Origin of the sequence: Pseudomonas sp. JV245A (genome assembly GCF_032424515.1) — a bacterium.
Classification (GTDB): Bacteria; Pseudomonadota; Gammaproteobacteria; order Pseudomonadales; family Pseudomonadaceae; genus Aquipseudomonas; species Aquipseudomonas protegens.
On the sequence record NZ_VYKE01000098.1, the window covers coordinates 1 to 21,885 of the forward strand.

Annotated in this window: 29 protein-coding genes; 9 read left to right on the forward strand and 20 right to left on the reverse strand. The window is 64.1% G+C overall.

The window, feature by feature from the left end; genetic code table 11:
- The 3 genes from F6S12_RS22155 to rpoH form a co-directional block, all read left to right on the forward strand.
- A partial coding sequence (locus tag F6S12_RS22155; RefSeq protein WP_315869335.1) for a cell division ATP-binding protein FtsE occupies nt 1–369 on the forward strand: 369 nt, incomplete at its 5' end.
- Nucleotides 366–1,388 (forward strand): permease-like cell division protein FtsX, encoded by a 1,023-nt coding sequence (gene ftsX, locus F6S12_RS22160; protein ID WP_015637373.1) that lies wholly within the window; start codon nt 366–368, stop codon nt 1,386–1,388. The genes F6S12_RS22155 and ftsX, both read left to right, overlap by 4 nt.
- Before the next feature lie 113 nt (nt 1,389–1,501).
- Nucleotides 1,502–2,356: an RNA polymerase sigma factor RpoH gene (gene rpoH / locus F6S12_RS22165; protein WP_011064028.1), complete on the forward strand. Its 855-nt coding sequence runs from the start codon at nt 1,502–1,504 to the stop codon at nt 2,354–2,356.
- A gap of 146 nt (nt 2,357–2,502) precedes the next feature.
- Here the strand turns inward: rpoH and mtgA are convergent, their stop codons facing one another.
- Nucleotides 2,503–3,225, reverse strand: coding sequence for a monofunctional biosynthetic peptidoglycan transglycosylase (gene mtgA, locus F6S12_RS22170; RefSeq protein ID WP_011064027.1), 723 nt, complete (start codon nt 3,223–3,225; stop codon nt 2,503–2,505).
- Nucleotides 3,226–3,299: 74 nt separating this feature from the next.
- Between mtgA and F6S12_RS22175 the strand changes: the two genes are divergently transcribed.
- The 4 genes from F6S12_RS22175 (at nt 3,300) to trmB (ending at nt 5,644) form a co-directional block, all read left to right on the forward strand.
- Entirely contained in the window at nt 3,300–3,680 is a 381-nt protein-coding gene (locus tag F6S12_RS22175; protein WP_011064026.1) for a DUF423 domain-containing protein, read from the forward strand.
- A 70-nt stretch (nt 3,681–3,750) separates the two neighbouring features.
- Entirely contained in the window at nt 3,751–3,951 is a 201-nt protein-coding gene (gene thiS, locus F6S12_RS22180; protein ID WP_011064025.1) for a sulfur carrier protein ThiS, read from the forward strand.
- 163 nt (nt 3,952–4,114) lie between these two features.
- Nucleotides 4,115–4,909, forward strand: coding sequence for a thiazole synthase (locus F6S12_RS22185; protein WP_011064024.1), 795 nt, complete (start codon nt 4,115–4,117; stop codon nt 4,907–4,909).
- A 9-nt stretch (nt 4,910–4,918) separates the two neighbouring features.
- Nucleotides 4,919–5,644, forward strand: a complete 726-nt coding sequence (trmB, locus tag F6S12_RS22190) for a tRNA (guanosine(46)-N7)-methyltransferase TrmB (RefSeq protein ID WP_011064023.1) — start codon at nt 4,919–4,921, stop codon at nt 5,642–5,644.
- 93 nt (nt 5,645–5,737) lie between these two features.
- Here the strand turns inward: trmB and F6S12_RS22195 are convergent, their stop codons facing one another.
- The 11 genes from F6S12_RS22195 to F6S12_RS22245 form a co-directional block, all read right to left on the reverse strand.
- Complete coding sequence (locus F6S12_RS22195) at nt 5,738–6,286, reverse strand: RNA 2'-phosphotransferase (RefSeq protein WP_011064022.1); 549 nt, start codon at nt 6,284–6,286, stop codon at nt 5,738–5,740.
- An 87-nt stretch (nt 6,287–6,373) separates the two neighbouring features.
- Nucleotides 6,374–6,697 (reverse strand): DUF3392 domain-containing protein, encoded by a 324-nt coding sequence (locus F6S12_RS22200; protein ID WP_011064021.1) that lies wholly within the window; start codon nt 6,695–6,697, stop codon nt 6,374–6,376.
- A 9-nt stretch (nt 6,698–6,706) separates the two neighbouring features.
- Nucleotides 6,707–7,909, reverse strand: coding sequence for a radical SAM family heme chaperone HemW (gene hemW, locus F6S12_RS22205; RefSeq protein ID WP_123431085.1), 1,203 nt, complete (start codon nt 7,907–7,909; stop codon nt 6,707–6,709).
- On the reverse strand, nt 7,906–8,502 hold the full coding sequence (gene rdgB, locus F6S12_RS22210; RefSeq protein ID WP_041752666.1) for an RdgB/HAM1 family non-canonical purine NTP pyrophosphatase: 597 nt from the start codon (nt 8,500–8,502) through the stop codon (nt 7,906–7,908). The genes hemW and rdgB overlap by 4 nt, the downstream gene beginning before the upstream one ends.
- Nucleotides 8,499–8,933 (reverse strand): DUF4426 domain-containing protein, encoded by a 435-nt coding sequence (locus F6S12_RS22215; RefSeq protein WP_011064018.1) that lies wholly within the window; start codon nt 8,931–8,933, stop codon nt 8,499–8,501. Before F6S12_RS22215 ends, rdgB begins: the two co-directional genes overlap by 4 nt.
- Nucleotides 8,934–8,959: 26 nt before the next feature.
- Nucleotides 8,960–9,580: a methionine biosynthesis protein MetW gene (gene metW / locus F6S12_RS22220; protein WP_011064017.1), complete on the reverse strand. Its 621-nt coding sequence runs from the start codon at nt 9,578–9,580 to the stop codon at nt 8,960–8,962.
- Between the two features lie 7 nt (nt 9,581–9,587).
- Complete coding sequence (locus F6S12_RS22225; protein ID WP_011064016.1) at nt 9,588–10,727, reverse strand: homoserine O-acetyltransferase; 1,140 nt, start codon at nt 10,725–10,727, stop codon at nt 9,588–9,590.
- Nucleotides 10,728–10,890: 163 nt separating this feature from the next.
- Nucleotides 10,891–11,184, reverse strand: coding sequence for a DUF167 domain-containing protein (locus tag F6S12_RS22230; protein WP_047289741.1), 294 nt, complete (start codon nt 11,182–11,184; stop codon nt 10,891–10,893).
- 14 nt (nt 11,185–11,198) lie between these two features.
- Entirely contained in the window at nt 11,199–11,789 is a 591-nt protein-coding gene (locus tag F6S12_RS22235) for a YggT family protein (RefSeq protein ID WP_011064014.1), read from the reverse strand.
- 10 nt (nt 11,790–11,799) lie between these two features.
- Nucleotides 11,800–12,618 (reverse strand): pyrroline-5-carboxylate reductase, encoded by an 819-nt coding sequence (proC, locus tag F6S12_RS22240; protein ID WP_161466555.1) that lies wholly within the window; start codon nt 12,616–12,618, stop codon nt 11,800–11,802.
- A 34-nt stretch (nt 12,619–12,652) separates the two neighbouring features.
- A complete protein-coding gene (locus tag F6S12_RS22245) occupies nt 12,653–13,351 on the reverse strand; it encodes a YggS family pyridoxal phosphate-dependent enzyme (RefSeq protein ID WP_041120251.1) in 699 nt (232 codons plus the stop codon).
- A 190-nt stretch (nt 13,352–13,541) separates the two neighbouring features.
- Here F6S12_RS22245 and F6S12_RS22250 point away from each other — a divergent pair, with 190 nt between their 5' ends.
- Nucleotides 13,542–14,576: a type IV pilus twitching motility protein PilT gene (locus tag F6S12_RS22250; protein WP_053154347.1), complete on the forward strand. Its 1,035-nt coding sequence runs from the start codon at nt 13,542–13,544 to the stop codon at nt 14,574–14,576.
- A 78-nt stretch (nt 14,577–14,654) separates the two neighbouring features.
- Here the strand turns inward: F6S12_RS22250 and F6S12_RS22255 are convergent, their stop codons facing one another.
- On the reverse strand, nt 14,655–15,278 hold the full coding sequence (locus F6S12_RS22255) for a C40 family peptidase (protein WP_011064010.1): 624 nt from the start codon (nt 15,276–15,278) through the stop codon (nt 14,655–14,657).
- Between the two features lie 250 nt (nt 15,279–15,528).
- Between F6S12_RS22255 and F6S12_RS22260 the strand changes: the two genes are divergently transcribed.
- Nucleotides 15,529–15,948, forward strand: coding sequence for an NINE protein (locus F6S12_RS22260; protein ID WP_011064009.1), 420 nt, complete (start codon nt 15,529–15,531; stop codon nt 15,946–15,948).
- Nucleotides 15,949–16,075: 127 nt separating this feature from the next.
- Here F6S12_RS22260 and F6S12_RS22265 read toward each other — a convergent pair whose 3' ends face one another.
- The 7 genes from F6S12_RS22265 to gshB form a co-directional block, all read right to left on the reverse strand.
- Entirely contained in the window at nt 16,076–17,347 is a 1,272-nt protein-coding gene (locus F6S12_RS22265) for a dihydroorotase (protein ID WP_011064008.1), read from the reverse strand.
- Entirely contained in the window at nt 17,344–18,348 is a 1,005-nt protein-coding gene (locus tag F6S12_RS22270) for an aspartate carbamoyltransferase catalytic subunit (RefSeq protein ID WP_011064007.1), read from the reverse strand. The genes F6S12_RS22265 and F6S12_RS22270 overlap by 4 nt, the downstream gene beginning before the upstream one ends.
- A 25-nt stretch (nt 18,349–18,373) precedes the next feature.
- Nucleotides 18,374–18,880, reverse strand: a complete 507-nt coding sequence (gene pyrR / locus F6S12_RS22275; RefSeq protein WP_011064006.1) for a bifunctional pyr operon transcriptional regulator/uracil phosphoribosyltransferase PyrR — start codon at nt 18,878–18,880, stop codon at nt 18,374–18,376.
- Between the two features lie 115 nt (nt 18,881–18,995).
- The gene (gene ruvX, locus F6S12_RS22280) at nt 18,996–19,433 is read right to left on the reverse strand and encodes a Holliday junction resolvase RuvX (RefSeq protein ID WP_011064005.1); all 438 of its coding nucleotides are present in this window, start codon (nt 19,431–19,433) and stop codon (nt 18,996–18,998) included.
- On the reverse strand, nt 19,433–20,002 hold the full coding sequence (locus tag F6S12_RS22285) for a YqgE/AlgH family protein (protein WP_011064004.1): 570 nt from the start codon (nt 20,000–20,002) through the stop codon (nt 19,433–19,435). The genes ruvX and F6S12_RS22285 overlap by 1 nt, the downstream gene beginning before the upstream one ends.
- Nucleotides 20,003–20,087: 85 nt before the next feature.
- Nucleotides 20,088–20,987: an energy transducer TonB gene (locus F6S12_RS22290; protein ID WP_011064003.1), complete on the reverse strand. Its 900-nt coding sequence runs from the start codon at nt 20,985–20,987 to the stop codon at nt 20,088–20,090.
- A gap of 99 nt (nt 20,988–21,086) precedes the next feature.
- Nucleotides 21,087–21,885, reverse strand: a 799-nt coding sequence (gshB, locus tag F6S12_RS22295) for a glutathione synthase (RefSeq protein WP_315869336.1), incomplete at its 5' end; no start/stop codon positions are given.

The following is a 21,885-nucleotide window of genomic DNA, read 5'->3' on the forward strand; positions in this document are numbered from 1 at the left end:
CTGCCGCTGCAGATCCTCGGCCTGTCCAAGGCGGAAATCGCCAAGCGGGTGGACTCGGCGCTGGAGCGCGTAGCGCTGTCGGACAAGACCGATCTGTACCCCGGCGACCTGTCCACCGGCCAGCAGCAGCGCGTGGGCATCGCCCGGGCCATCGTCCACCGCCCGGCTCTGCTGCTGGCGGACGAACCCACCGGTAACCTCGACCCGCGTCTTGCGGCGGAAATCATGGGCGTGTTCGAAGACATCAACCGCCTGGGCACCAGCGTGCTGATCGCCAGCCACGACCTGGCACTGATCGCCCGCATGCGCCACCGCATGCTGACCTTGCAACGCGGACGCTTGATCGGCGACGGGGAGGCCGGCGTATGAGTGCTACACGTACCCCTAAAGTGGCGGAGCGCGTAGCGCCCAAGGCTTCCGAAGCACCACCGCCGAAGAAAAAGCGTGACGAGGACGACGGCCCGGATTTCGGCACCCTGCTACACGCCTGGATCGAAAGCCATCGCGCCAGCCTGCTGGACAGCCTGCGGCGCCTGGGCAAACAGCCCATCGGCAGCTTCTTTACCTGCCTGGTGATGGCCGTGGCCTTGAGCCTGCCCATGGGCTTGTCGCTGTTGCTCAATAATGTCGAGCGCCTGGGCGGTTCCTGGCAGCGCGCGGCGCAGATCTCGCTGTACCTGGATCTGGGGGCTTCTGCTACCGAGGGCGAGAAGCTCAGTGAAGAGATCAAGGGCCTGCCCGGTGTGGCGGATGCCGAGTTCATCAGCAAGGAAAAGGCCCTGGAGGAGTTCCAGCAGCAGTCCGGGCTGGGCGAGGCCTTGCGCGAACTGCCCCATAACCCGCTGCCGGGTGTAGTGCTGGTCACACCGAACGAAGTGGACAAGGCGACCCTGGAAGCCCTGCGCCAGCGGTTGTCGGAAATGCCCAAGGTGCAACTGGCGCAACTGGACCTGGTATGGGTCGAGCGGCTGGCGGCGATCCTCAAGCTGGGGGACCGCTTTGTCTTCGGCCTGACGGTGCTGCTGGTTTCTGCATTACTTTTGGTGATAGGCAATACCATTCGTCTTCATATTGAAAACCGCCGCACCGAGATAGAAGTGATTAAACTCGTCGGCGGCACGGACAGTTATGTTCGTCGGCCCTTCCTCTATATGGGGGCGCTGTATGGTTTCGGCGCGGGGATCCTGTCCTGGGGTGTATTGGCGTTTGGCCTGAACTGGCTGAACGATGCGGTAATCGGTCTGGCTGGCTTGTATGGCAGCGATTTTGCCCTCGCGGGGGTGCCGGTTGCCGATGGTCTGTCGCTCTTGCTAGGGGCGGTGCTGTTGGGTTATATCGGTGCGTGGATTGCGGTGGCCCGTCACCTGAGGGAACTGGCACCGAAGTAATATCTTTTTGCTTGTATTGACCTTTCAGCATTTTTGGGAACTTGTTTCGCGGTTTCCGGTCAATTTTCGCAGTGCTGAACGGCACGAGTTATGTGAGTCGGAGGTTTTTTCGTATGACCACTTCTTTGCAACCTGCTTACGCATTGGTTCCAGGCGCAAACCTGGAGGCTTATGTGCACACGGTGAACAGCATTCCATTGCTGACACCCGAGCAGGAGCGTGAACTGGCCGAGAGTCTCTACTATGAGCAGGATCTTGAGGCGGCTCGGCAGATGGTGCTCGCCCACCTGCGTTTTGTCGTACATATCGCCCGTAGCTATTCCGGCTACGGGTTGGCCCAGGCTGACCTGATCCAGGAAGGCAACGTTGGCCTGATGAAAGCCGTGAAGCGCTTCAACCCTGAAATGGGTGTGCGCCTGGTGTCCTTTGCCGTGCACTGGATCAAGGCGGAAATTCACGAGTTCATCCTGCGTAACTGGCGGATTGTGAAGGTTGCTACCACCAAGGCGCAGCGCAAGCTGTTTTTCAACCTGCGCAGCCAGAAGAAGCGTCTGGCCTGGCTGAACAACGAAGAAGTTCACCGCGTGGCGGAAAGCCTGGGCGTGGAGCCTCGTGAAGTGCGGGAAATGGAAAGCCGGCTGACCGGCCAGGACATGGCGTTCGATCCGGCTGCGGAAGCGGACGACGACAGCGCCTTCCAGTCGCCAGCCAACTACCTGGAAGACCACCGCTACGACCCGGCGCTGCAACTTGAGGATGCCGACTGGAGCGACAACTCCACCAGCAACCTGCACGAAGCCCTGGAAGTGCTGGACGAACGCAGCCGTGACATCCTCTACCAGCGCTGGCTGGCCGAAGAGAAAGCCACGCTGCACGACCTGGCGCAGAAGTACAACGTTTCGGCCGAGCGGATTCGCCAGCTGGAAAAAAGCGCGATGAACAAGCTGAAACTGTCCATCGCCGCTTAAGCCTGAAGCGTCATGCAAAACGCCCCGATTACCTCGGGGCGTTTTTGTTTGTGCGGTTGGCGTAGGAGCCGGCTTGGCGGCGAATCCCCAGCCCAGCCCCCATCTCGAACATGCTCAAGAAGAACCGGCGCAAAGCCAAATCCGGGTTACTCCGCCCAGGGCGCCCTGCGCGACTCGTTCAGCCGATTCAAGTAATCGGCTCCACCCAACTGGCTCATCTGCCGTCGAACCCAGCCCGCCCGCTGCATCACATAAGTGCTGGGACGTGCTGCGCTCCACACCCTTGGATTGGGCAGAACAGCGGCTAGCAGGCTGGCTTGCTGGCGTGACAGATTGGCCGCGCTGACGCCGAAGTGATGGCGCGCCGCGGCTTCTGCCCCGAACACCCCTTCATCCCATTCGACACTGTTGAGGTAGACCTCAAGAATCCGCTGTTTGGGCCAGAACACCTCGATCAGCGCGGTGAACCAGGCTTCCAGTCCCTTGCGCAGGTAGCTGCGGCCGGACCACAGGAACAGGTTTTTCGACACTTGCTGGCTCAGGGTACTGGCGCCACGGATCGAGCCGCCCCTTTCGTTGTGGATCAACGCTGCCTGGATTGCATCGATATCGAAGCCCCAGTGCTCGGGGAATTTCTGGTCCTCGCCGGCAATCACCGCCACCTTGAGGTTGTCGGAGATTTCATCCCAAGGCTTCCAGGTGCGCTGCAGGTCGATGGGGTCGTTGTCGACCCAGGACTCGATCTTGCGCTCTACCATCAGGGCGGTGCCCGGTGGCGGTACGAAACGCAACAGCAGCACTAGCAGGACGCTGCCGACCATGAACCACATCAAGGCTTTTACAAGACGACGAAACAGATAACGCAGCATAGAGATGGCTTGGCCGAACCCGTTGAGCGCGCCATTATACAGACCCTTTGTGCTGAATCTGACTGGAGTTCCTCATGTTGCGTGGCTTCCTGATGCTGGCCGCCTTCTTCGGTTTCACCGGGGTTGCCCTTGGCGCTTTCGCCGCCCACGGTCTTAAAAACCGCCTGAGCACGGACTACCTGGCTATTTTTCATACAGGTGTTACCTATCAACTGGTGCATGCCCTGGCGTTGTTCGGCGTCGCTTTGCTGGCGGCTCATATTCCCGGGCGGCTGGTGACCTGGGCCGGCGCTGCCTTCACCCTGGGCATCCTGCTGTTCTCCGGTAGCCTGTACCTGCTGACCCTGACAGGCACCAGCAAGCTGGGGATCATCACCCCCTTCGGCGGTGTGGCCTTCCTGGTCGGCTGGTTCCTGCTGGGGCTTGCCGCCTGGCGCCTGCAAGTCGCCGGCTGACGCTTGTAGCTGACCTTTAGGTCATGATCGGGCTAGAATGCTGGCCCCTAAAAATGATGGCGGCCTTGGCATGCGCATTCAGTTGAACGGTGAATCCTTTGAACTGCCCGACGGCTCGACCGTTGCGGCCCTGCTGAGCCATCTGGAACTCACCGGACGGCGGATCGCGGTGGAACTCAACCTGGATATCGTTCCGCGCAGCCAGCACGCCGAAACCGCCCTCAACGAAGGCGACCAGGTTGAAGTGGTCCACGCCATCGGCGGCGGCTAGTCACTGGCTTCAACAGCGCTGCTGTCCGTCTGCGCAGCGCCCTGGCCCGGCTCCGGGCCCTCTCATGGACGACATGTTTTCACCGGCCCCGGATCGAGGGTTACCAGCGCCCCGGGCCTGATAAAGAATTCTGCAAGAACCTCACCCCAACAGAGGATTTCCGATGAGCAACGTTCGTAGTGACAAGCCTTTCGTCCTGGCCGGTCGGACGTACCAGTCGCGTTTGCTGGTAGGCACCGGCAAGTACCGCGACATGGAAGAAACCCGCCTGGCCATCGAGGCCTCGGGCGCCGAGATCGTCACCGTCGCCGTGCGCCGGACCAATATCGGCCAGAACCCGGGCGAACCGAACCTGCTGGATATCCTGCCGCCGGATCGCTACACCATCCTGCCCAACACCGCCGGCTGCTATGACGCGGTCGAGGCCGTGCGCACCTGCCGCCTGGCCCGTGAGCTGCTCGATGGCCACAACCTGGTGAAGCTGGAAGTCCTGGCCGACCAGAAGACCCTGTTCCCCAACGTGCTGGAAACCCTCAAGGCCGCCGAAGTGCTGGTCAAGGAAGGTTTCGACGTGATGGTCTACACCAGCGACGACCCGATCATTGCCCGCCAGCTGGCGGAAATGGGCTGCATCGCGGTCATGCCGCTGGCCGGCCTGATTGGCACCGGGCTGGGGATCTGCAACCCGTACAACCTGCAGATCATCCTTGAAGAAGCCAAGGTTCCGGTACTGGTGGATGCCGGTGTCGGTACCGCTTCCGACGCCACCATCGCCATGGAGCTGGGGTGTGAGGCGGTGCTGATGAACTCGGCCATTGCCCACGCGCAGCAGCCGGTGATGATGGCCGAAGCCATGAAACACGCAATTGTCGCAGGCCGCCTGGCGTACCTCGCCGGTCGCATGCCGAAGAAACTCTATGCCAGCGCCTCTTCGCCGCTGGATGGTCTGATCAAGTAAGAGCCATTGATGACTGAATCAAACGACACGCCAATCCAGCCGGAAGCCGGCGACGAGCGCCAACACCGCCGCATCAAGAGTTTCGTGATGCGCGCCGGGCGCATGACCGAGGGCCAGCAGCGCGGCCTGGATCAGGGCGCGCCGCTGTACGTGCTGCCCTTGGCCGACGCCCCGGTGGATTACGACCAGGTATTCGGCCGCTCGGCGCCACGCTCCCTGGAAATCGGCTTCGGCATGGGCCACTCGCTGCTGGAAATGGCCGCAGCGGCTCCGGAGCAGGATTTCATCGGCGTTGAGGTTCACCGCCCGGGTGTCGGCGCGCTGCTCAATGGCGTGCTGACCCAGGGCCTGACCAACCTGCGGGTCTACGATTGCGACGCCATCGAGGTGCTCAACCGCTGCATCGCCGACAACAGCCTGGACCGGCTGATGCTGTTTTTCCCTGATCCGTGGCACAAGAGCCGGCACCACAAGCGCCGCATCGTCCAGGCCTCCTTCGCCGAGCTGGTGCGCAGCAAGCTCAAGGTTGGCGGCATTCTGCATATGGCTACCGACTGGGAGCCCTATGCCGAATACATGCTGGAGGTGATGAACGTCGCCCCGGGGTATCGCAACCTGGCCGAAGACGGCAAGTGTGTACCGCGCCCGGCCGAACGCCCGATCACCAAGTTCGAGCGTCGCGGCGAGCGCCTGGGCCACGGCGTGTGGGATTTGAAGTTCGAAAAGCTCGCCTGAGCCCCGCGGACACGCTGCTGTAGGAGCTGCCGGGCGGCGTTCCGTTTGCCAGCGAAGAGGCCTTCAAGGTCGCCTTCGCCAGGCAGCTGGCTCCTACAGGGCTTTGATGAAGCCGACCGGCACCTGGTCGGTCAGCCACACCCCATTCTCTGCCTGATAGAAGGTGAAACCCTGGGCCTGCATGGCCTGGGCGTCGATCTGCAGGATCACCACCTTGCCATAGCGCTGGCCCACGGCCCGGGCGGTGTCGATTTCCTGGGACAGGTGCACGTGGTGCCGTGAACCCGGGATCAGCCCCTTCTCGTTGATCGAATCCATGAAGCGCGTGGCGGTGCCGTGGAAGAGCACGGCGGGCGGTTGCTTTGCCTCAAGCTGCAATTGCACGGCCTTGTTGGAATGCCCCTGAACGGCACGAATCCGCCGGCTGTCAGCCGAGAGGGCGAAGCGCTTCTTGTCGTTGCCTTCGACCACCAGCTCGATCAGTTCCCGGCTCAGTTGCCGGCCGTTCTTGGCCGCACCGCTGATCAGCGCGTCGATATCGCCCCAGCCTTCGCTGTCCAGTTCCAGGCCGATGGCCTGGGGCTCGTGGCGCAGCACATAGCTGAGGAACTTACTGGTGTCCTCGATGACTTTCTTGCTCATGTTCTTCCTTGATAACGGGGGCAGCCGTTGGATTGCGTTCGCCGGCTTGGTGTAGGAGCCGGCTTGCCGGCGAAGGGGCCCTGCGAATTAACGACGATCAGCGACCACGCCAATCAGCACCAGCACCACCAACAGCACTGGCGCCAGGCTGTAGTTGTTGAACTGGCTCAGGCCGCGGACGATCCACGGTGTGGCGTAGATCAGCGCCAGGCCGCTGCCGACCATGCACAGCAGGGCCATCAGCGGCACCCGCAGGGCGCCGGCGATGCCGCCCAGGCGCTGTTCGACCCAGCCCTTGATGTCCGCGCCGAACAGCACCAGCAGGCAGCCCACCAGTGCCAGGGCGATTTCCGAGAGGTTGCTGCGACTCCAGCGGGACACGGTGGCGAGCAGGTCGAGTACCAGATCCATGTGATTTCCTTAGATCAGAAAGTATTGCAGCAGGTCATTGAGAAAAAGTTGCCCGCGGGCCGTGGCCGCCAGGCGTGACGGTTCGACCTGCAACAAGCCGCTTTGTTCGGCCTGGCGCCGACCTTCGGCGAGGCTGACCAGGTCCAGGCCGGTGCGTTGGGCGAACAGCGCAGCGTCCACGCCATCGGTGAGGCGCAGGGCGTTCATCAGGAACTCGAACGGCAGCTCTTCGTTGCCCAGGGCCTTCTCGCCCGCCTTGAACTGCTTGGCCGGGTTCAGGTAGTCCTTGGGCAGGCGGGTCTTCCAGGTGCGCAGGATGCGCCCGTCCGGGTGGCTGAGTTTGCCGTGGGCACCGGCGCCGATCCCGATGAAGTCGCCAAAGCTCCAGTAGTTCAGGTTGTGCCGCGCCGCGCGCCCGGGCTGGGCGTAGGCCGAGACTTCGTACTGGGCATAGCCGTGCTCGGCCAGCAGGGCCTGTCCGGCTTCCTGGATGTCCCACAGGGTGTCGTCTTCCGGCAGTACCGGTGGCTGGTTCCAGAACACCGTGTTGGGCTCCAGGGTCAGCTGATACCAGGACAGGTGGGTCGGCTTCATCGCAATGGCCTGGCGCAGGTCGCCCAGGGCATCGTCCAGGGACTGGTCCGGCAGGCCGTGCATCAGGTCCAGGTTGAAGTTGTCGAACCCGGCCCGGCGCGCCATGCCAGCGGCGCGAATCGCTTCATCGCCGTTGTGGATGCGGCCCAGGGCCTTGAGCTTCTGTTCCTGGAAACTCTGGATGCCGATGGACAGGCGATTGATGCCCAGGGCGCGGTAGGCGGTGAATTTTTCCTGCTCGAAGGTCCCGGGGTTGGCTTCCAGGGTGATTTCGATGTCGGGGGCAAACCGGATGCGCTGTTCCACGCCCTTGAGCAGCCGACCCAGGGCCTGGGCGCTGAACAGGCTCGGGGTGCCGCCGCCGAAGAAGATCGAGCTCAGCTCGCGACCGTGCACGGCGTGCAGGTCCTGGTCGAGGTCGGCCAGCAGGGCGTCGACGTACTCCTCTTCCGGTAGCGTCGGGCTGGCCGCGTGGGAGTTGAAGTCGCAGTAGGGGCATTTGCGTACACACCACGGGATGTGGATGTACAGCGCCAGGGGCGGCAACTGGGGCAGCGCCGCCCGGGGCGTATGCGCGCCGCCGAGAATCAGCGGCGACGCGGAGGGCTCGTGGCTCATTTCAGGCCCAGGCGTTGCCGCAGAATGGCCATGGCGCGGGCGCGGTGGCTGAGCTGGTTTTTCTCCTCGGGGCCCAGTTCGGCGCTGGAGCAGTTGCGTTCCGGCACCCAGAACAGCGGGTCGTAGCCGAAGCCGTGCTCGCCGCTGGCGGCGGTAAGGATGCGCCCGTGCCACAGGCCTTCGCAGAGGATCGGCAGCGGATCGTCGGCGTGCCGCACCAGTGCCAGGACGCAGACGAACTGCGCACCGCGCTCGGCTTGCGGGACATCCTTGAGGGCTTCGAGCAGCTTGGCGTTGTTCGCCGAGTCGCCCTGGCCGTCGGCGTAGCGGGCCGAGTAGATGCCCGGGGCGCCACCGAGGAAGTCCACTGCCAGGCCGGAGTCGTCGGCCAGTGCCGGCAAGCCGGAAATGCGTGCGGCATTGCGCGCCTTGAGGATGGCGTTTTCGACGAACGACAGGCCGGTTTCTTCCGGCTCGACGCTGCTGAACTCGCCGATCGAGCGCAATTGCACCGAAGCGCCGAGCATGGCCTGGAGTTCTTTGAGTTTGCCGGCGTTATGGCTGGCCAGTACGAGTTGCGTGAGGTTCATTATTCGCCCGGGAATAGCTCTTGGTTGAAGCTGAAGCTGTTGGTGTCACCGCCAGTCTGCACATTGATGGTGAACGTACGGTTTTCCTGCTGCTCCACCGGGAACTGGGCGATGTAGTAGATCGCGCCCTGCTCGGTGATCTGGCGGAATTTCAGCGGGATGCTCTTGCTGGTCAGGTCCTTGACCGTGCCACTGACCTGGCCGACCAGCGGCTTGCCGTCCTTGATCAGGGAAACGTTGATCACGCCCTGGTTCTTGCTGCGGACCAGCTCCGCCGCCCTGGCGATATCAGGCTGCAGGTAGGTGGAGTTGAAGGTGTTGTAGTGCACGGTGATGTCACCGAACACTTCCTGGCGTTCGCCCTTGATCGGGTCCGCCGCCAGGGCGCTGACGCTCAGGCAGGCAGCCAGTAGAAATGTAACCAGACGTCCCATGATGGTTCTCCTCGATGCAACGTGGTTTATACCGCGACCTTGTGATCTTGCAGGCCGGGACTGCTGACGCGGTAGATGCCGATCTCTCCTAAGAGATTAGGCCATAGCTTACTGGCCCACCCATGGCGGTGTTGTTGATCGACGGCAAGGCGGTTGATCACCCGGGCTTGCCGCTCTCGGCACAGTTCTTCGAAGTCCTCGAAGGTGCAGAAGTGGATGTTCGGCGTGTTGTACCAGGTGTACGGGAGGAACTCCGAGACCGGCATCCGCCCCTTGCTGGCCAGGTACCAGCGGCAGCGCCAGTGACCGAAATTGGGGAAGGTGATGATGCACTGGCGGCCGACCCGGAGCATTTCGTCGAGGATCTTGTCCGGGTAGTGCACGGCTTGCAGGGCCTGGGTCATGACCACGATGTCGAAGCTGTTGCTGGCAAAGTTGCCCAGGCCCTTGTCCAGGTCCTGCTCGATCACGTTGATGCCCTTGGCCACGCACTCGGCGATGTTGTCCGGGTCGTTTTCCAGGCCATAGCCGGTGACCTGCTTGTGCTCCTGCAGCCAGCTCAGCAGCTCGCCGTTACCGCAGCCCAGGTCGAGGACGCGGCTGCCGGCGGGGATCCATTCCTGGATGATTTCCAGATCGGCTCTCATCGTGTCCTCACAAGGTAATGCGGTTCATGTAGTGGCTGAACGCCTGCAGGTAGCGCGGGATCGGGATCAGGAAGGCGTCATGCCCCTGCGGTGCGTCGATCTCCAGGTAGCAGACGTCCTTGCGCGCGGCCATCAATGCATCCACCAGCTCCCGGGAGCGGGCCGGTGAGAAGCGCCAGTCGGTGGTGAAGGACATCACGCAGAACTTGGCGGTGGCATGGGCGAAGGTCTTGGCCAGGTCGTCGTCGCAGTTGGCCGCCGGGTCGAAGTAGTCCAGGGCCTTGGTCATCAGCAGGTAGGTGTTGGCATCGAAACGCCCGGAGAACTCCTCGCCCTGGTAGCGCAGGTAGCTTTCCACCTGGAACTCGACGCTGTGGAAGTCGTAGTTGAGCTTCTCGCTCTTGAGCCCACGGCCGAATTTCTCGCCCATGGAGTCATCGGACAGGTAAGTGATATGGCCCACCATTCGCGCCAGCATCAGCCCGCGCTTGGGGATCACCCCCTGTTCCTGGAACGAGCCGCCGTGGAATTCCGGGTCGGTGAGGATCGCCTGGCGCGCCACTTCGTTGAAGGCAATGTTCTGCGCCGAGAGCTTGGGCGCCGAGGCGATGGCCAGGCAGTGCCGTACACGGTCCGGGTAGGTGATGGTCCATTGCAGGGCCTGCATGCCGCCGAGGCTGCCGCCGATCACTGCAGCCCACTGGCTGATGCCCAGGCGATCCGCCAGGCGCGCCTGGCTGTGTACCCAGTCTTCCACGGTAAGCACCGGGAAGTCGGCGCCGAACGGCTTGCCGGTGTCCGGGTTGAGGCTGCTGGGGCCGGTGGAGCCGTTGCAACCGCCGAGGTTGTTGAGGCTGACCACGAAGAACCTGTTGGTGTCGATCGGCTTGCCCGGGCCGATGCAGCTGTCCCACCAACCGGGCTTGCGGTCGTCGACGCTGTGGTAACCGGCGGCGTGATGATGGCCGGACAGGGCGTGGCAGATCAGCACCGCGTTGCTGGCGCTGGCGTTGAGCTGACCGTAGGTTTCGTAGATCAGGTCGTAGGCCGGCAGCGCACGCCCGCAGGCCAGGGCCAGGGGTTCGCTGAAGTGCGCTATTTGTGGCGTGACCAGACCAACAGAATCGGGGGGAAAGGCAGTTGGCATCGACCCTGCTCTCATTTAAATGAGGCGTAAGTCTAAAGACCGCTGCCCCCAGCGGCAAGCAAAGCCCGGGGCTGTGTTTCGTTGCGGGAAATGACGTGGGAGGTTCGTTGGCAAGCCAGCTCCTGCAGTGAACATGGCGCGCAGGAGCCGGCTTGCCGGCGAATCAGGCGGGGCGAGCCAGCCCCGGCAGGTCCGGCAGCTTTTTCGGCGCTTGCAGGCGCACCCGCTTCTGCCGGTTCAGCTCGCCGCTGACCAGGCTGACGTTGCTCTTGGGAATGCCAAAGGCCTTGGCCAGGAACGCCATCAGGTGCGCATTGGCCTTGCCTTCCACCGGTGGCGCAGTGAGGCGGATCTTCAACCGCTCGCCGTGCAGGCCAGCGAACTCGTCGCTGCTGGCCTTGGGTTGCAGGTGGCAATCGAGGATCAGATCGTCACCGTCCCAGCGGAAATAACTCATGCAGGCCGCCCGGGTCAGATCAGCAGGCGCAGGATGTCCGGCATCATGGTCATGGCCGCCAGGTTGTTGATCACCAGCATGTCCAGCAGCTTGAGCACCATGAATGCCAGGATCGGCGAGATATCCAGGCCGCCCATGCTCGGCAGGATGCGACGGAACGGGGCCAGGGCGGGTTCGCAGATCTGGTTCACCAGTTCGGCGCCGGGGTTGTGGCTGCCAGGGGCGACCCAGGACAGGATCACGCTGATGATCAGGGCGAAGAAGAAGATCTTCAGGAACAGCGCGGTGACGCCGATGATCGACCAGATCAGCAGTTGCAGCGGGTTGCCGGTGGTGCCGTAGGTCAGCAGCAGGGTCAGGGCCATCAGGGCCAGTTGCACCAGGATCGCCAGGAGCAGCGAGGACATGTCCAGGCCGCCGATGCTCGGGATGACCCGGCGCATCGGCTTGAGCAGCGGCTGGGTGGCCCGCACGATGAACTGGCACAGCGGGTTGTAGAAGTTGGCGCGCACCAGTTGCAGGACGAAACGCATCAGCACGATCAGCAGGTACAGGCTGCCCAGGGTTTGCAGCACATACACCGCAGCGGTGTTCAATCCAATCATCATTGGCTCCTTATTGGCCCAGTTGTTCGGCCATTTCGGCCGAGCGGTGCGCAGCGGCACCCAATGCTTTTTCCACCAGGGCTTCAAAGCCACCGGCCTGGAATGACTTGATGGCCGCTTCCGTGGTGCCTGCCGGTGAAGTCACGCGGCGGCGCAGCTCGGCGGCGTCAACGTCACTGGAGACCGCCATGTGGGCGGCGCCCAGGGCGGTCTGCAGAGTCAGCTGGGCGGCGGTTTCCCGGGGCAGGCCGAGCTTCTCGCCAGCGGCGGTCATGGCTTCGATCAGCAGGAAGAAATACGCCGGGCCACTGCCGGAGACGGCAGTCACTGCGTCCAGTTGCTGCTCCTGGTCCAGCCACAGGGCGATACCCACGGCGGACAGCAGCGCCTCGGCCTGCTGGCGTTGCTGGGCGCTGACTTCGGCGGTGGCGTACAGGCCGCTGACACCCTGGCGCAGCAGTGCCGGGGTGTTGGGCATGCAGCGCACGATGGGCTGGGCGCCGAGCCAGCTGTTCATGCTCGAACAGGTGATGCCGGCGGCGATGGACACCACCAGCTGTTGCGGCTTCAGGCTCGGGCGCAGGGCTTGGCACACGGCTTTCATGGCCTGGGGCTTGACCGCCAGGACGATCACGTCGGCGCCTTCGATGGCCTCGGCGTTATCGGCAAACACCTGGATGCCATGTTCGGCCGCTACTTTCGCTCGGGTCTGCTCGCCCGGGTCGCTGGCGCGGATCTGCGAGGCCTCCAGGCCTTTGGCCCGCAGGCCGCCGATGAGACTGGCCGCCATGTTGCCGGCACCGATAAAAGCGATACGAGTCGTGTTCATGACAGGTCCTTACAAGAGGTCGGGGTCAGTCGCATCAGGACTGACTGTAGTCGCGGGCACCAAACAGCGCGGTACCGATCCGCACCCAGGTGGCGCCTTGGGCAATGGCCGCTTCGAGGTCGTGGCTCATGCCCATGGAAAGGGTATCCAGGGGCAGCTTGAGGCTGTCCCGCAGGTCGTTGTTCAGGCGTTGTACCGCGGCGAAGGCGGCGTCCTGGGCAGCGCGGTCCTCGGTAGGCTCGGGAATCGCCATCAACCCCCGTAGTTGCAGGCGTGGCAAGGCACCGATGGCGCTGGCCAGGGCCGGCAGGTCGGCCGGGGCGCAGCCGGACTTGCTGGCTTCGCCACTGACGTTCACCTGGATGCAGATGTTCAGTGGCGGTAACTCGGCCGGGCGTTGTTCGGACAGGCGTTGGGCGATTTTCAAGCGATCCACGGAGTGCACCCAGTCAAAATGCTCGGCAATGGCACGAGTCTTGTTCGACTGAATGGGGCCGATGAAGTGCCAACTCAAGGGCAGGTCGGCCAGTTCCTGCTGTTTGCCCAGGGCTTCCTGCAGGTAGTTCTCGCCGAAATCCCGCAGGCCGGCGGCATGGGCCTCGCGCAGGGCGGCGGCGGGCTTGGTCTTGCTCACGGCCAGCAGCTGGACGCTGTGCGGGTCGCGCTGTACGGCCTGGCAGGCGTTGCGGATGCGCTCGGCTACCTGGGAAATGTTGTCTGCTATCGTGGACATTCGATTTCGTCTCAAAAGTATCGGCGGCCCTGGCCACCGGCTGCCGCGTGAATCCACCAGACCTCGATTCTCCGCCGGCCCGAGCCACGCTCAAGGGTCGCGTCGGGCATCGTCCGCGGCCTGGCCATTGAATCTGCCAGGCGCGGGCGGGTCTGAAGCTCGCGGCATTCTACTGGAATTGGGGGGCACTATGGACATCACCGAACTCTTGCGCTTGAGCGCTTCCCGGGGCGCTTCGGACCTGCATCTGTCCGCCGGGCTGGCGCCGATGTTGCGCATCGATGGCGATATTCGCCCGCTGCCGGGCCCGGCCCTGGAAGGGCCACAGGTGCAGGCGCTGATCCATGAACTGATGAGCGAAGCTCAGCGCCAGGCATTCGCCGCCTGCAATGACCTGGATTTCGCCCATGAACTGCCGGGTGTGGCGCGGTTTCGGGTCAATGCCTTCCGGCACGCCCGGGGCGTCGGTGCGGTGCTGCGCCTGATTCCCGCGCGGGTACAGAGCCTGGAGGAGCTGGGACTGGGGGAAGTGTTTCGGCAGATTACCGAGGCGCCCCGCGGGCTGGTGCTGGTGACCGGGCCCACCGGCAGCGGCAAGTCCACCACACTGGCGGCGATGATCGACCACCTGAACCAGCACCGCCAGCAGCACATCCTGACCATCGAAGACCCTATCGAATTCGTGCATCCGCAGAAGAACTGCCTGGTGCACCAGCGCGAAGTGCAGCGCGATACTCGGAGCTTCGCCACGGCCTTGCGTGCGGCGCTGCGGGAAGACCCCGACGTGATCCTGCTGGGCGAACTGCGGGACCTGGAAACCATCCGCCTGGCCCTGACCGCCGCGGAAACCGGGCACCTGGTACTGGCCACCCTGCACACCTCGTCGGCGGCCAAGACCATCGACCGGCTGGTGGACGTGTTTCCGGGGGAGGAAAAGGCCCTGGTGCGCTCGATGCTGGCCGAGTCGCTGCAGGCTGTGGTCGCGCAAGTGCTGGTGAAGAAGGTGGGCGGTGGCCGGGTAGCGGCGCACGAGATCATGCTGGGCAGCCCGGCGATCCGTAACCTGATCCGCGAGGACAAGGTGGCGCAGATGTATTCGGCGATCCAGACGGGCGGCGCCCAAGGCATGCGCACCCTGGACATGAGCCTCAAGGCATTGCTCGGGCAGGGGCTGATCAGCCGCGATCAGGCCCGGGAGCAGGCGCGGATGCCGGAGAGCTTTTGACGGGGCTGGAAATGCATTCGCCGGCAAGCCGGTTCCTACAGGTGGGTGTAGGAGCCGGCTTGCCGGCGAAGCGGCGTATCAGCGTTGCACGACCCGCAGGGGCGCGTGCTCCTTGGGCAGGACCCGCTTGGCAACCACGTAGTGGCTCTGCCAGTAGGGCTTCTTCAGGGTATCGATGGTCACTGCCTTGCCGCGCCGCGGGGCGTGGATGAAGCGGTCTTCGCCCAGGTAGATGGCGACGTGGTTGACCTTGCGGCTCTTGATGTTGAAGAACAATAGGTCGCCCGGCTTCAGGTCCTTGCGTTCGACCTTCTGCCCGTGGCCGCTGGCCATGGCGTTGGAGGTGCGTGGCAGGTCCACGGCGGCGACATCGTTGAAGGCGTAGCGCACCAGGCCGCTGCAGTCGAAGCCTTTGCTTGGGCTGCTGCCGCCCCAACGATAGGGTGTACCGAGGACATTGACCGCGCGGCTGAGAACCGTGGTGCTCGGCCGGCCGGCGTTGTTGGCCACCAGCTTGCTGTCGGCCTTGCTCAGGCGGGTGGGGTGCTTGATGGTGCTCTTGTTCTTGGCGGTGACCGTCGAAACGTGCGGTTTCGGGGTGTAGCCATTAACGTTGGGAAGTCGTTGCTCACGGTTGGTGGCGTGGGCGGCCAGTGGCATTAATAGGCAAATGGTTAGCCATGTCTTGAAAAATGGACGCATTAGGCAAGGCTCTTATTGGTTAGCGCGCAACTTTATAACAGCTTTCAGGTCACTTCCGTGGCCGTTTGTCGATTCAACCTTGGGGTCAACTTCGGCAAAGAGGTGGCAACTTGACGCAGAAAACCGTCAGAAGTCAGGCAGTACAAGGCTTTGGCGGAACAGAAGGTAACATTGCCCGCACGTCGAATGCCTGTAAAAAAGTCACAAAGTTTTTAAGAATATTTATCTATCACCTGCAAAGAGGCACTTAATGAACACCTATCGTCAGGATGCATCCACCCATGACACCCACAGCAAGGTGATCGGTTACCTGTTGTGGATTTTCGGTTTTACCGGGGCCCACCGCTTCTATTACGGCAAGCCGGTGACCGGGACTATCTGGTTCTTCACCTTCGGTCTGCTGGGCATTGGCTGGCTGATCGACTTGTTCCTGATCCCGTCCATGGACCGGGAAGCGGACCTTCGCTTTACCGCAGGTCCGGTGGAATACAGCGTGGCCTGGATTCTGCTGACCTTCCTCGGGGTTTTCGGCGTGCACCGCATGTACCAGGGCAAATGGCTGAGCGGGGTGATCTACCTGTTCACCGGCGGCCTGTTCTTCCTGGGGGTGCTGTACGACTTCTGGACCCTGAACGATCAGGTATCGCTGGAGAACGCCAAGCGCCGTTGATCCCGTCATCGGCGCAGGCGGTGATGGCGCAGCCTGTAGCCACTGCCGCAGGGCGCCATCAGGAGCGGCGGCTCCTTCGGCGCCGTTCGCAGCCTGCGGCAGCGGCTACAGGGTGTTTGCCAGGCGATCAGCCCTGATAGCTGATATGCCCGTCCACCAGGGTGTAGCGCACCGCGCCCGGCAGGCTATGGCCGAGGAACGGGCAGTTTTCGCCCTTGGACAGCCAGCGCTCGCCGGCCACGGTGGAACTGGCCGGGTCGAACAGCACCAGGTCCGCCGCACCACCGGCTGCCAGCTTGCCTGCCGGCAGGCGCAAGGCCGCGGCGGGGCCGGCACTCAGGCGTGCCAGCAGGGTCGGCAGGTCCAGCAGGCCGTCCTGCACCAGGGTCAGGGCCAGGGGCAACAACAGCTCGACGCTGCTGATGCCCGGCTCGGTGGCGCCGAACGGCGCCAGCTTGGCGTCCCGCTCATGGGGCTGGTGATGGCTGGAAATGGCTTGCACCACCCCGGACTTCACCGCTTCGCGCAGGGCATCGCGGTCGGCCCGCGAGCGCAGCGGCGGCTGCACGTGGTACAGGCTGGAGAAGTCGATCAGCGCCTCGTCGGTCAGGATCAGCTGGTACAGCGCCACATCGGCGGTGACCGGCAGGCCGCGGGCCTGGGCCTGGGCGATCAGCTCCACGCCGCGGGCGCTGGTCAGCTGGCTGAAGTGGGCGCGCACGCCGCTCTGTTCCACCAGCAGCAGGTCCCGGGCCAGGGCCACGGTCTCCGCGCTTTCCGGGATACCCGGCAGGCCGAGGAAGCTGGCGGTGGCGCCTTCGTGGGCCAGGCCGCCTTCGGCCAGGTCGCGGTCCTGGGAGTGGAAGATCACCGTCAGGTCGAAGGTGGCGGCGTATTCCAGGGCGCGGCACAGGGTGCGGGTGCTGCGGAAACCTTCCAGGCCGTTGCCGAAGGCCACGCAACCGGCGTCACGCAATGCGATCAGCTCCGCAAGCTGCTCGCCTTCCAGGCCCTTGCTCAAGGCGCCAATGGGGAACACTTTGCTGTTGCCGGCCTCGCGGGCGCGGTCGAGGATCAGTTCGGCCACCGCCGAGGTGTCCAGTACTGGCTTGGTGCGCGGCGGGCAGCACAGGCTGGTGACGCCCCCGGCGGCTGCGGCGCGGGTTTCGCTGGCAATGCTGCCCTTGCGGCTGTAGCCCGGCTCGCGCAGGGCGACGCTCAGGTCCACCAGGCCGGGTGCGGCCACCAGGCCCTTGGCGTCGATGGTGGTAACGGCATTGAAGCCGCCAGGCGCGGCGCCGATGGCGACGATCTTGCCGGCTTCTAGGTGCAGATCGGTGGTTTGATCCAGGCCGCTGCTTGGATCGATGACGCGGGCGCCGAGAATGCTGAGCTTCACTGGGCGTTCTCCTGCTCGAATTGTCGCTGGGCGGTCTGCCCGCTCATGGCCATGGACAGTACCGCCATGCGCACTGCAATGCCGTAGGTCACCTGGTTGAGGATCACCGAGTGCGGGCCGTCGGCTACCGCCGATTCGATCTCCACGCCTCGGTTGATCGGGCCCGGGTGCATGACGATGGCGTCGGGCTTGGCCCCGGCCAGGCGCGCGGTGGTCAGGCCGAACAGGCGGTAGAACTCGCCTTCGCTGGGCAGCAGGCCGCCCTGCATGCGTTCACGCTGCAGGCGCAGCATGATCACCACGTCCACGTCCTTCAGGCCTTCGGTCATGTCGGTGTAGACCTTGACCCCGTACTGCTCGATGCCGATGGGCAGCAGGGTTTTCGGCGCGATCACGCGGATGTCCGGGCAGCCGAGGGTTTTCAGCGCCAGCATGTTCGAACGCGCCACTCGCGAGTGCAGGATGTCGCCAACGATGGCTACCGAGAGGTTCTCGAAGCCGCCCTTGTGCCGGCGAATGGTCAGCATGTCGAGCATGCCCTGGGTCGGGTGGGCGTGACGGCCGTCGCCGCCGTTGATGATCGCCACTTGCGGGCACACGTGTTCGGCGATGAAGTGCGCGGCGCCGGAATCGCCGTGGCGCACCACGAACATGTCGGCGGCCATGGCTTCCAGGTTGCGCAGGGTGTCCAGCAGGGTTTCACCCTTGCTCGCCGAAGAGGTCGAGACATTCAGGGTGATCACGTCCGCCGACAGCCGCTGGGCGGCCAGTTCGAAGGTGGTGCGGGTGCGGGTGGAGTTCTCGAAGAACACATTGCACACGGTCTTGCCGCGCAGCAGCGGGACTTTCTTCACCGCCCGGGCGCCGACTTCGAGGAACGAGTCGGCGGTGTCGAGGATTTCCGTCAGCAGCTCGCGGTTCAGGCCGTCGAGGGACAGGAAGTGGCGCAGCTGGCCCTGATCGTTGAGCTGCAGCGGGCGCTTGGCGTCTAGAGGCGTCATCGCAATGGACTCTTAAAAGGGCGAGTTAGAGGGCGAGGTCTTGGAGCTCGAGTTGAAGCGGCGCAGGACCGGACAATTTTACCCGCTCGTGGGCGGCCAGCGACAGGGTCGCGCCCACCACATTCGGACGGATCGGCAGTTCAGCGGCGTTCAGGTCCAGCAGGCAGACCAGGGTCACGCTGGCCGGCCGGCCGTAGTCGAACAGTTCGTTGAGGGCGGCGCGGATGGTCCGGCCGCTCATCAGCACGTCGTCGATCAGCACCAGGTGCTGGCCTTCGATCTCGAACGGCAGCTCCGAAGGACGCACCTGCGGGTGCAGGCCGTTCTGGCTGAAGTCGTCGCGGTAGAAGGACACGTCCAGGGTACCCAGGGGCGAATCGCTGCCCAGGGCTTCCAGCAGGGCCTGGGCCACCCAGACGCCGCCGGTACGGATACCGATGAAACGTGGCTCGCTGATGGCGCGCTGGGCCAGGTGGGCGTTGAGATCAGCGGCCATCTGGCTGATCAGGGCGGCGGGATTGGGCAGGCTCATGGTGGCTCCTTCGTGGGCTCGCGCCTGCTGCCGGGCAGCTGGGCGCGGGAACTTACGGCTGGTGTTGGGCCAGGAGGCGCGCAGCCCCGGGGCCGCGCATCTTCAGGATGTGGTCTCAGGTGTTCAACAGGCCGGCGTTTTCATCGAGCCAGCCTTGCAGCAGCAGGGCGGCGGCGATGGCGTCCACCGGGTTGTCGCGGTAACTGCCTTTCTGGCCGCCCCGGGCCAGGCGTTCACCCTTGGCCTCGAAGGTGGTCAGGCGTTCGTCGTGGGTATAGAAGGGCACATTGAAGCGGCCGTTCAGGCGCCGGGCGAACTTTTCGGCGCGCACGCACATGTCGCTGGGGCTGCCGTCCATGTTCAGGGGCAGGCCCACCACCACGGCGTCGGGCTTCCATTCCTTGATCAGGGCTTCCACCTGGTTCCAGTCGGGCACCCCGTTTTGCGCCTTGAGGGTGCACAGCTCCCGGGCCTGGCCGGTGATGGCCTGGCCCACGGCAACGCCGATCTGCTTGGTGCCGTAGTCGAAGCCGAGGATCAGTCGCAGGGCCATCAGGCGTGGCCCGCCTGGCTGGTGAGCAGGCTGAGGTTGACCCCCAGGTGCCGGGCGGCGGCTTCCAGGCGCAGTTCGCTGCTGGTGTTGAACAGGATGTCGGCGTCGAAGGGGCAGGTCAGCCAGGCGTTGTCCGCCAGTTCGGCTTCCAGCTGCCCGGCTTCCCACCCGGCATAGCCCAGGGCGATCAGGCTCTTGGCCGGGCCCACGCCATCGGCGATGGCGAACAGCACGTCCTGGGACGTGGACAGGGACAGCCCCTCGAGTTCCACCGTGGCCTGGTAGACCGGGCCGTTGGGGTGCAGGACGAAGCCGCGATCGGTCTGCACCGGGCCACCGCTGAAAATGGGCACGTGCTGGCACAGCAGGGACGGCTCTTGGTCAGGGCGCAATTGTTCGAGGATATCGGCCAGGTTCAGGTCCTGGGGGCGGTTGACCACCAGGCCCATGGCGCCACTGGCGTTGTGCTCGACGATGTAGGTCAAGGTCTGCGCAAAGTTCGGGTCGGCCATATGGGGCATGGCGATCAGGAAATGATGCTTGAGATAGCTTGGGCTGACATTTTTCATGAGCGCTAGTGTGGCGGTGGCGGGCCCGGCTGACAAGCTGGCGATGTGCGGCCATGGCGCTGTCGCGCGGACGATTGCCGGCCGATCAGTTGCTGGAAAGCTTGTCGCCCCGGGCGAAGCGCCAGGTGCGGATGATTTCCAGGCGGTCGATGTCCGACAGGTCGCCGGTAAAGGGGGCGAACGGCGCCGCCAGGCGCACGATGCGCTGGGCCGCCTGGTCCAGCAGCGGTTGCCCGGAGGACTCCAGCACCAGCACTTCATACAGCGAGCCGTCACGGTTGATCGAGACCATCAGCCGCAAGTTGCCGTAGATCTGCTTGCGCCGGGCTTCCTCGGGGTAGTTGAGGTTGCCGATGCGCTCGACCTTCTTGCGCCATTCGTCCTTATACCAGGCGCCCTTGTCGCGCATGGTAGAGGCGGCGCTGAGGCGGTGGATGCGCGGGCGTTTGGCATACAACTGCTGTTCGTTGGCCAGCTCGGCTTCCAGGCTGGAAATCTCGCTGGACAGTTGCGAGCTGTCGAACGTCGGAGTGGGGGCCTTGGGCGTCGGGTCTTTCTTGACCTCTTCACGCTGGGTGACGGTCTTTTTCGGCTTGGGCGCGGTGGTGGCCACGGCGGCCTTGGGGGCGGTGTCCTTGACCTCGGGCTTGACCGAGGGCGGCGGCGTGACCTTCTTCACCGAGTTGTCCTGGAACGGTGCGACTTCAGTGGTTTTCGGAATGGCCTTCTTGTCCAGGGTGCCGCTGCCCTGCTGGTTGTCCTGGGCGAGGAAGTCGGCCTTCTTCGGTTTGGTCTCACTCTTGAAGGTGGCCAGGGTGATTTCCAGGGTCTTGCTGATGGCCTTGGGCTCGGCGAAGGAAAAACCCAGGCCGAGGATCAGTGCCAGGTGCAGGAGCGCCGCCAGGAACAGGGTAAAACCCAGGCGATCGGCCGCACGCACGCCGCTATGGGCAAGCTCGGGGGGCAGATCGGACGGGAGGCTCATCGGCAGTTCGACATCACAGGAGGCATCACACAACCAACATCACGGTTTCACAGGCGGCGCATGATAACGCAATGTTGGTTTGTGCTTGGTTGTTCTACATCACTTGGCCTTGAGCTTCTGATCGATGGCATCCATCAGCATCGCGCCGATGTTGGTGCCGAAGGCGTTGTCGATTTCACGGATGCAGGTGGGGCTGGTGACGTTGATTTCCGTCAGGTGTTCGCCGATCACGTCGAGGCCGACGAACAGCAGGCCCTTGGCCCGCAGGGTCGGGCCGACCTGGGCGGCGATCCAGCGGTCCTTGTCGCTCAGCGGGCGGGCTTCGCCACGACCGCCGGCCGCCAGGTTGCCGCGGGTTTCACCGGCGGCGGGGATGCGCGCCAGGCAGTAATCCACCGGTTCGCCGTCGATCATCAGGATGCGCTTGTCACCGTCCTTGATCGCCGGCAGGTAGGCCTGGGCCATGATCTGCTGGCTGCCGAGCACGGTCAGGGTTTCCAGGATCACCGACAGGTTCGGATCACCCGCGCGGTGGCGGAAGATCGAGGTGCCGCCCATGCCATCCAGGGGCTTGAGGATCACATCGCCATGCTGGGCCGCGAACTCGCGCAGCACGTCGGCGCGGCGGCTGACCACGGTGGGCGGGGTGCACTGGGGGAACAGCGTGGCAAACAGCTTTTCGTTGCAGTCACGCAGGCTCTGGGGCTTGTTGACCACCAGCACGCCAGCGCTTTCGGCCTGTTCCAGCAGGTAGGTGGAGTAGACGAACTCCATGTCGAAGGGCGGGTCCTTGCGCATCAGGATCACGTCCAGATCGCTCAGCGGGCAGTCGATCTCGGCGTCCAGCTCGAACCACTTCTGCGGGTTGGCGAACACCTGCAGCGGGCGCATGCGGGCC

Excerpts from the sequence above, each read along its gene's own strand:
- F6S12_RS22175 (WP_011064026.1), top strand. The coding sequence starts at position 3,300 with ATGTTGCGTGGCTTCCTGATGCTGGCCGCCTTCTTCGGTTTCACCGGG.
- F6S12_RS22250 (WP_053154347.1), top strand. The coding sequence starts at position 13,542 with ATGGACATCACCGAACTCTTGCGCTTGAGCGCTTCCCGGGGCGCTTCG.
- rpoH (WP_011064028.1), top strand. The coding sequence starts at position 1,502 with ATGACCACTTCTTTGCAACCTGCTTACGCATTGGTTCCAGGCGCAAAC.
- F6S12_RS22215 (WP_011064018.1), bottom strand. The coding sequence starts at position 8,933 with ATGGGACGTCTGGTTACATTTCTACTGGCTGCCTGCCTGAGCGTCAGC.
- F6S12_RS22225 (WP_011064016.1), bottom strand. The coding sequence starts at position 10,727 with ATGCCAACTGCCTTTCCCCCCGATTCTGTTGGTCTGGTCACGCCACAA.
- hemW (WP_123431085.1), bottom strand. The coding sequence starts at position 7,909 with ATGAGCCACGAGCCCTCCGCGTCGCCGCTGATTCTCGGCGGCGCGCAT.
- F6S12_RS22235 (WP_011064014.1), bottom strand. The coding sequence starts at position 11,789 with ATGATTGGATTGAACACCGCTGCGGTGTATGTGCTGCAAACCCTGGGC.
- F6S12_RS22255 (WP_011064010.1), bottom strand. The coding sequence starts at position 15,278 with ATGCGTCCATTTTTCAAGACATGGCTAACCATTTGCCTATTAATGCCA.
- proC (WP_161466555.1), bottom strand. The coding sequence starts at position 12,618 with ATGAACACGACTCGTATCGCTTTTATCGGTGCCGGCAACATGGCGGCC.
- F6S12_RS22185 (WP_011064024.1), top strand. The coding sequence starts at position 4,115 with ATGAGCAACGTTCGTAGTGACAAGCCTTTCGTCCTGGCCGGTCGGACG.
- F6S12_RS22260 (WP_011064009.1), top strand. The coding sequence starts at position 15,529 with ATGAACACCTATCGTCAGGATGCATCCACCCATGACACCCACAGCAAG.
- metW (WP_011064017.1), bottom strand. The coding sequence starts at position 9,580 with ATGAGAGCCGATCTGGAAATCATCCAGGAATGGATCCCCGCCGGCAGC.
- thiS (WP_011064025.1), top strand. The coding sequence starts at position 3,751 with ATGCGCATTCAGTTGAACGGTGAATCCTTTGAACTGCCCGACGGCTCG.
- pyrR (WP_011064006.1), bottom strand. The coding sequence starts at position 18,880 with ATGAGCCTGCCCAATCCCGCCGCCCTGATCAGCCAGATGGCCGCTGAT.
- ftsX (WP_015637373.1), top strand. The coding sequence starts at position 366 with ATGAGTGCTACACGTACCCCTAAAGTGGCGGAGCGCGTAGCGCCCAAG.
- F6S12_RS22195 (WP_011064022.1), bottom strand. The coding sequence starts at position 6,286 with ATGAGCAAGAAAGTCATCGAGGACACCAGTAAGTTCCTCAGCTATGTG.
- F6S12_RS22285 (WP_011064004.1), bottom strand. The coding sequence starts at position 20,002 with ATGAAAAATGTCAGCCCAAGCTATCTCAAGCATCATTTCCTGATCGCC.
- F6S12_RS22270 (WP_011064007.1), bottom strand. The coding sequence starts at position 18,348 with ATGACGCCTCTAGACGCCAAGCGCCCGCTGCAGCTCAACGATCAGGGC.
- trmB (WP_011064023.1), top strand. The coding sequence starts at position 4,919 with ATGACTGAATCAAACGACACGCCAATCCAGCCGGAAGCCGGCGACGAG.
- ruvX (WP_011064005.1), bottom strand. The coding sequence starts at position 19,433 with ATGGCCCTGCGACTGATCCTCGGCTTCGACTACGGCACCAAGCAGATC.
- F6S12_RS22230 (WP_047289741.1), bottom strand. The coding sequence starts at position 11,184 with ATGAGTTATTTCCGCTGGGACGGTGACGATCTGATCCTCGATTGCCAC.
- F6S12_RS22245 (WP_041120251.1), bottom strand. The coding sequence starts at position 13,351 with ATGTCCACGATAGCAGACAACATTTCCCAGGTAGCCGAGCGCATCCGC.
- mtgA (WP_011064027.1), bottom strand. The coding sequence starts at position 3,225 with ATGCTGCGTTATCTGTTTCGTCGTCTTGTAAAAGCCTTGATGTGGTTC.
- F6S12_RS22200 (WP_011064021.1), bottom strand. The coding sequence starts at position 6,697 with ATGGATCTGGTACTCGACCTGCTCGCCACCGTGTCCCGCTGGAGTCGC.
- F6S12_RS22290 (WP_011064003.1), bottom strand. The coding sequence starts at position 20,987 with ATGAGCCTCCCGTCCGATCTGCCCCCCGAGCTTGCCCATAGCGGCGTG.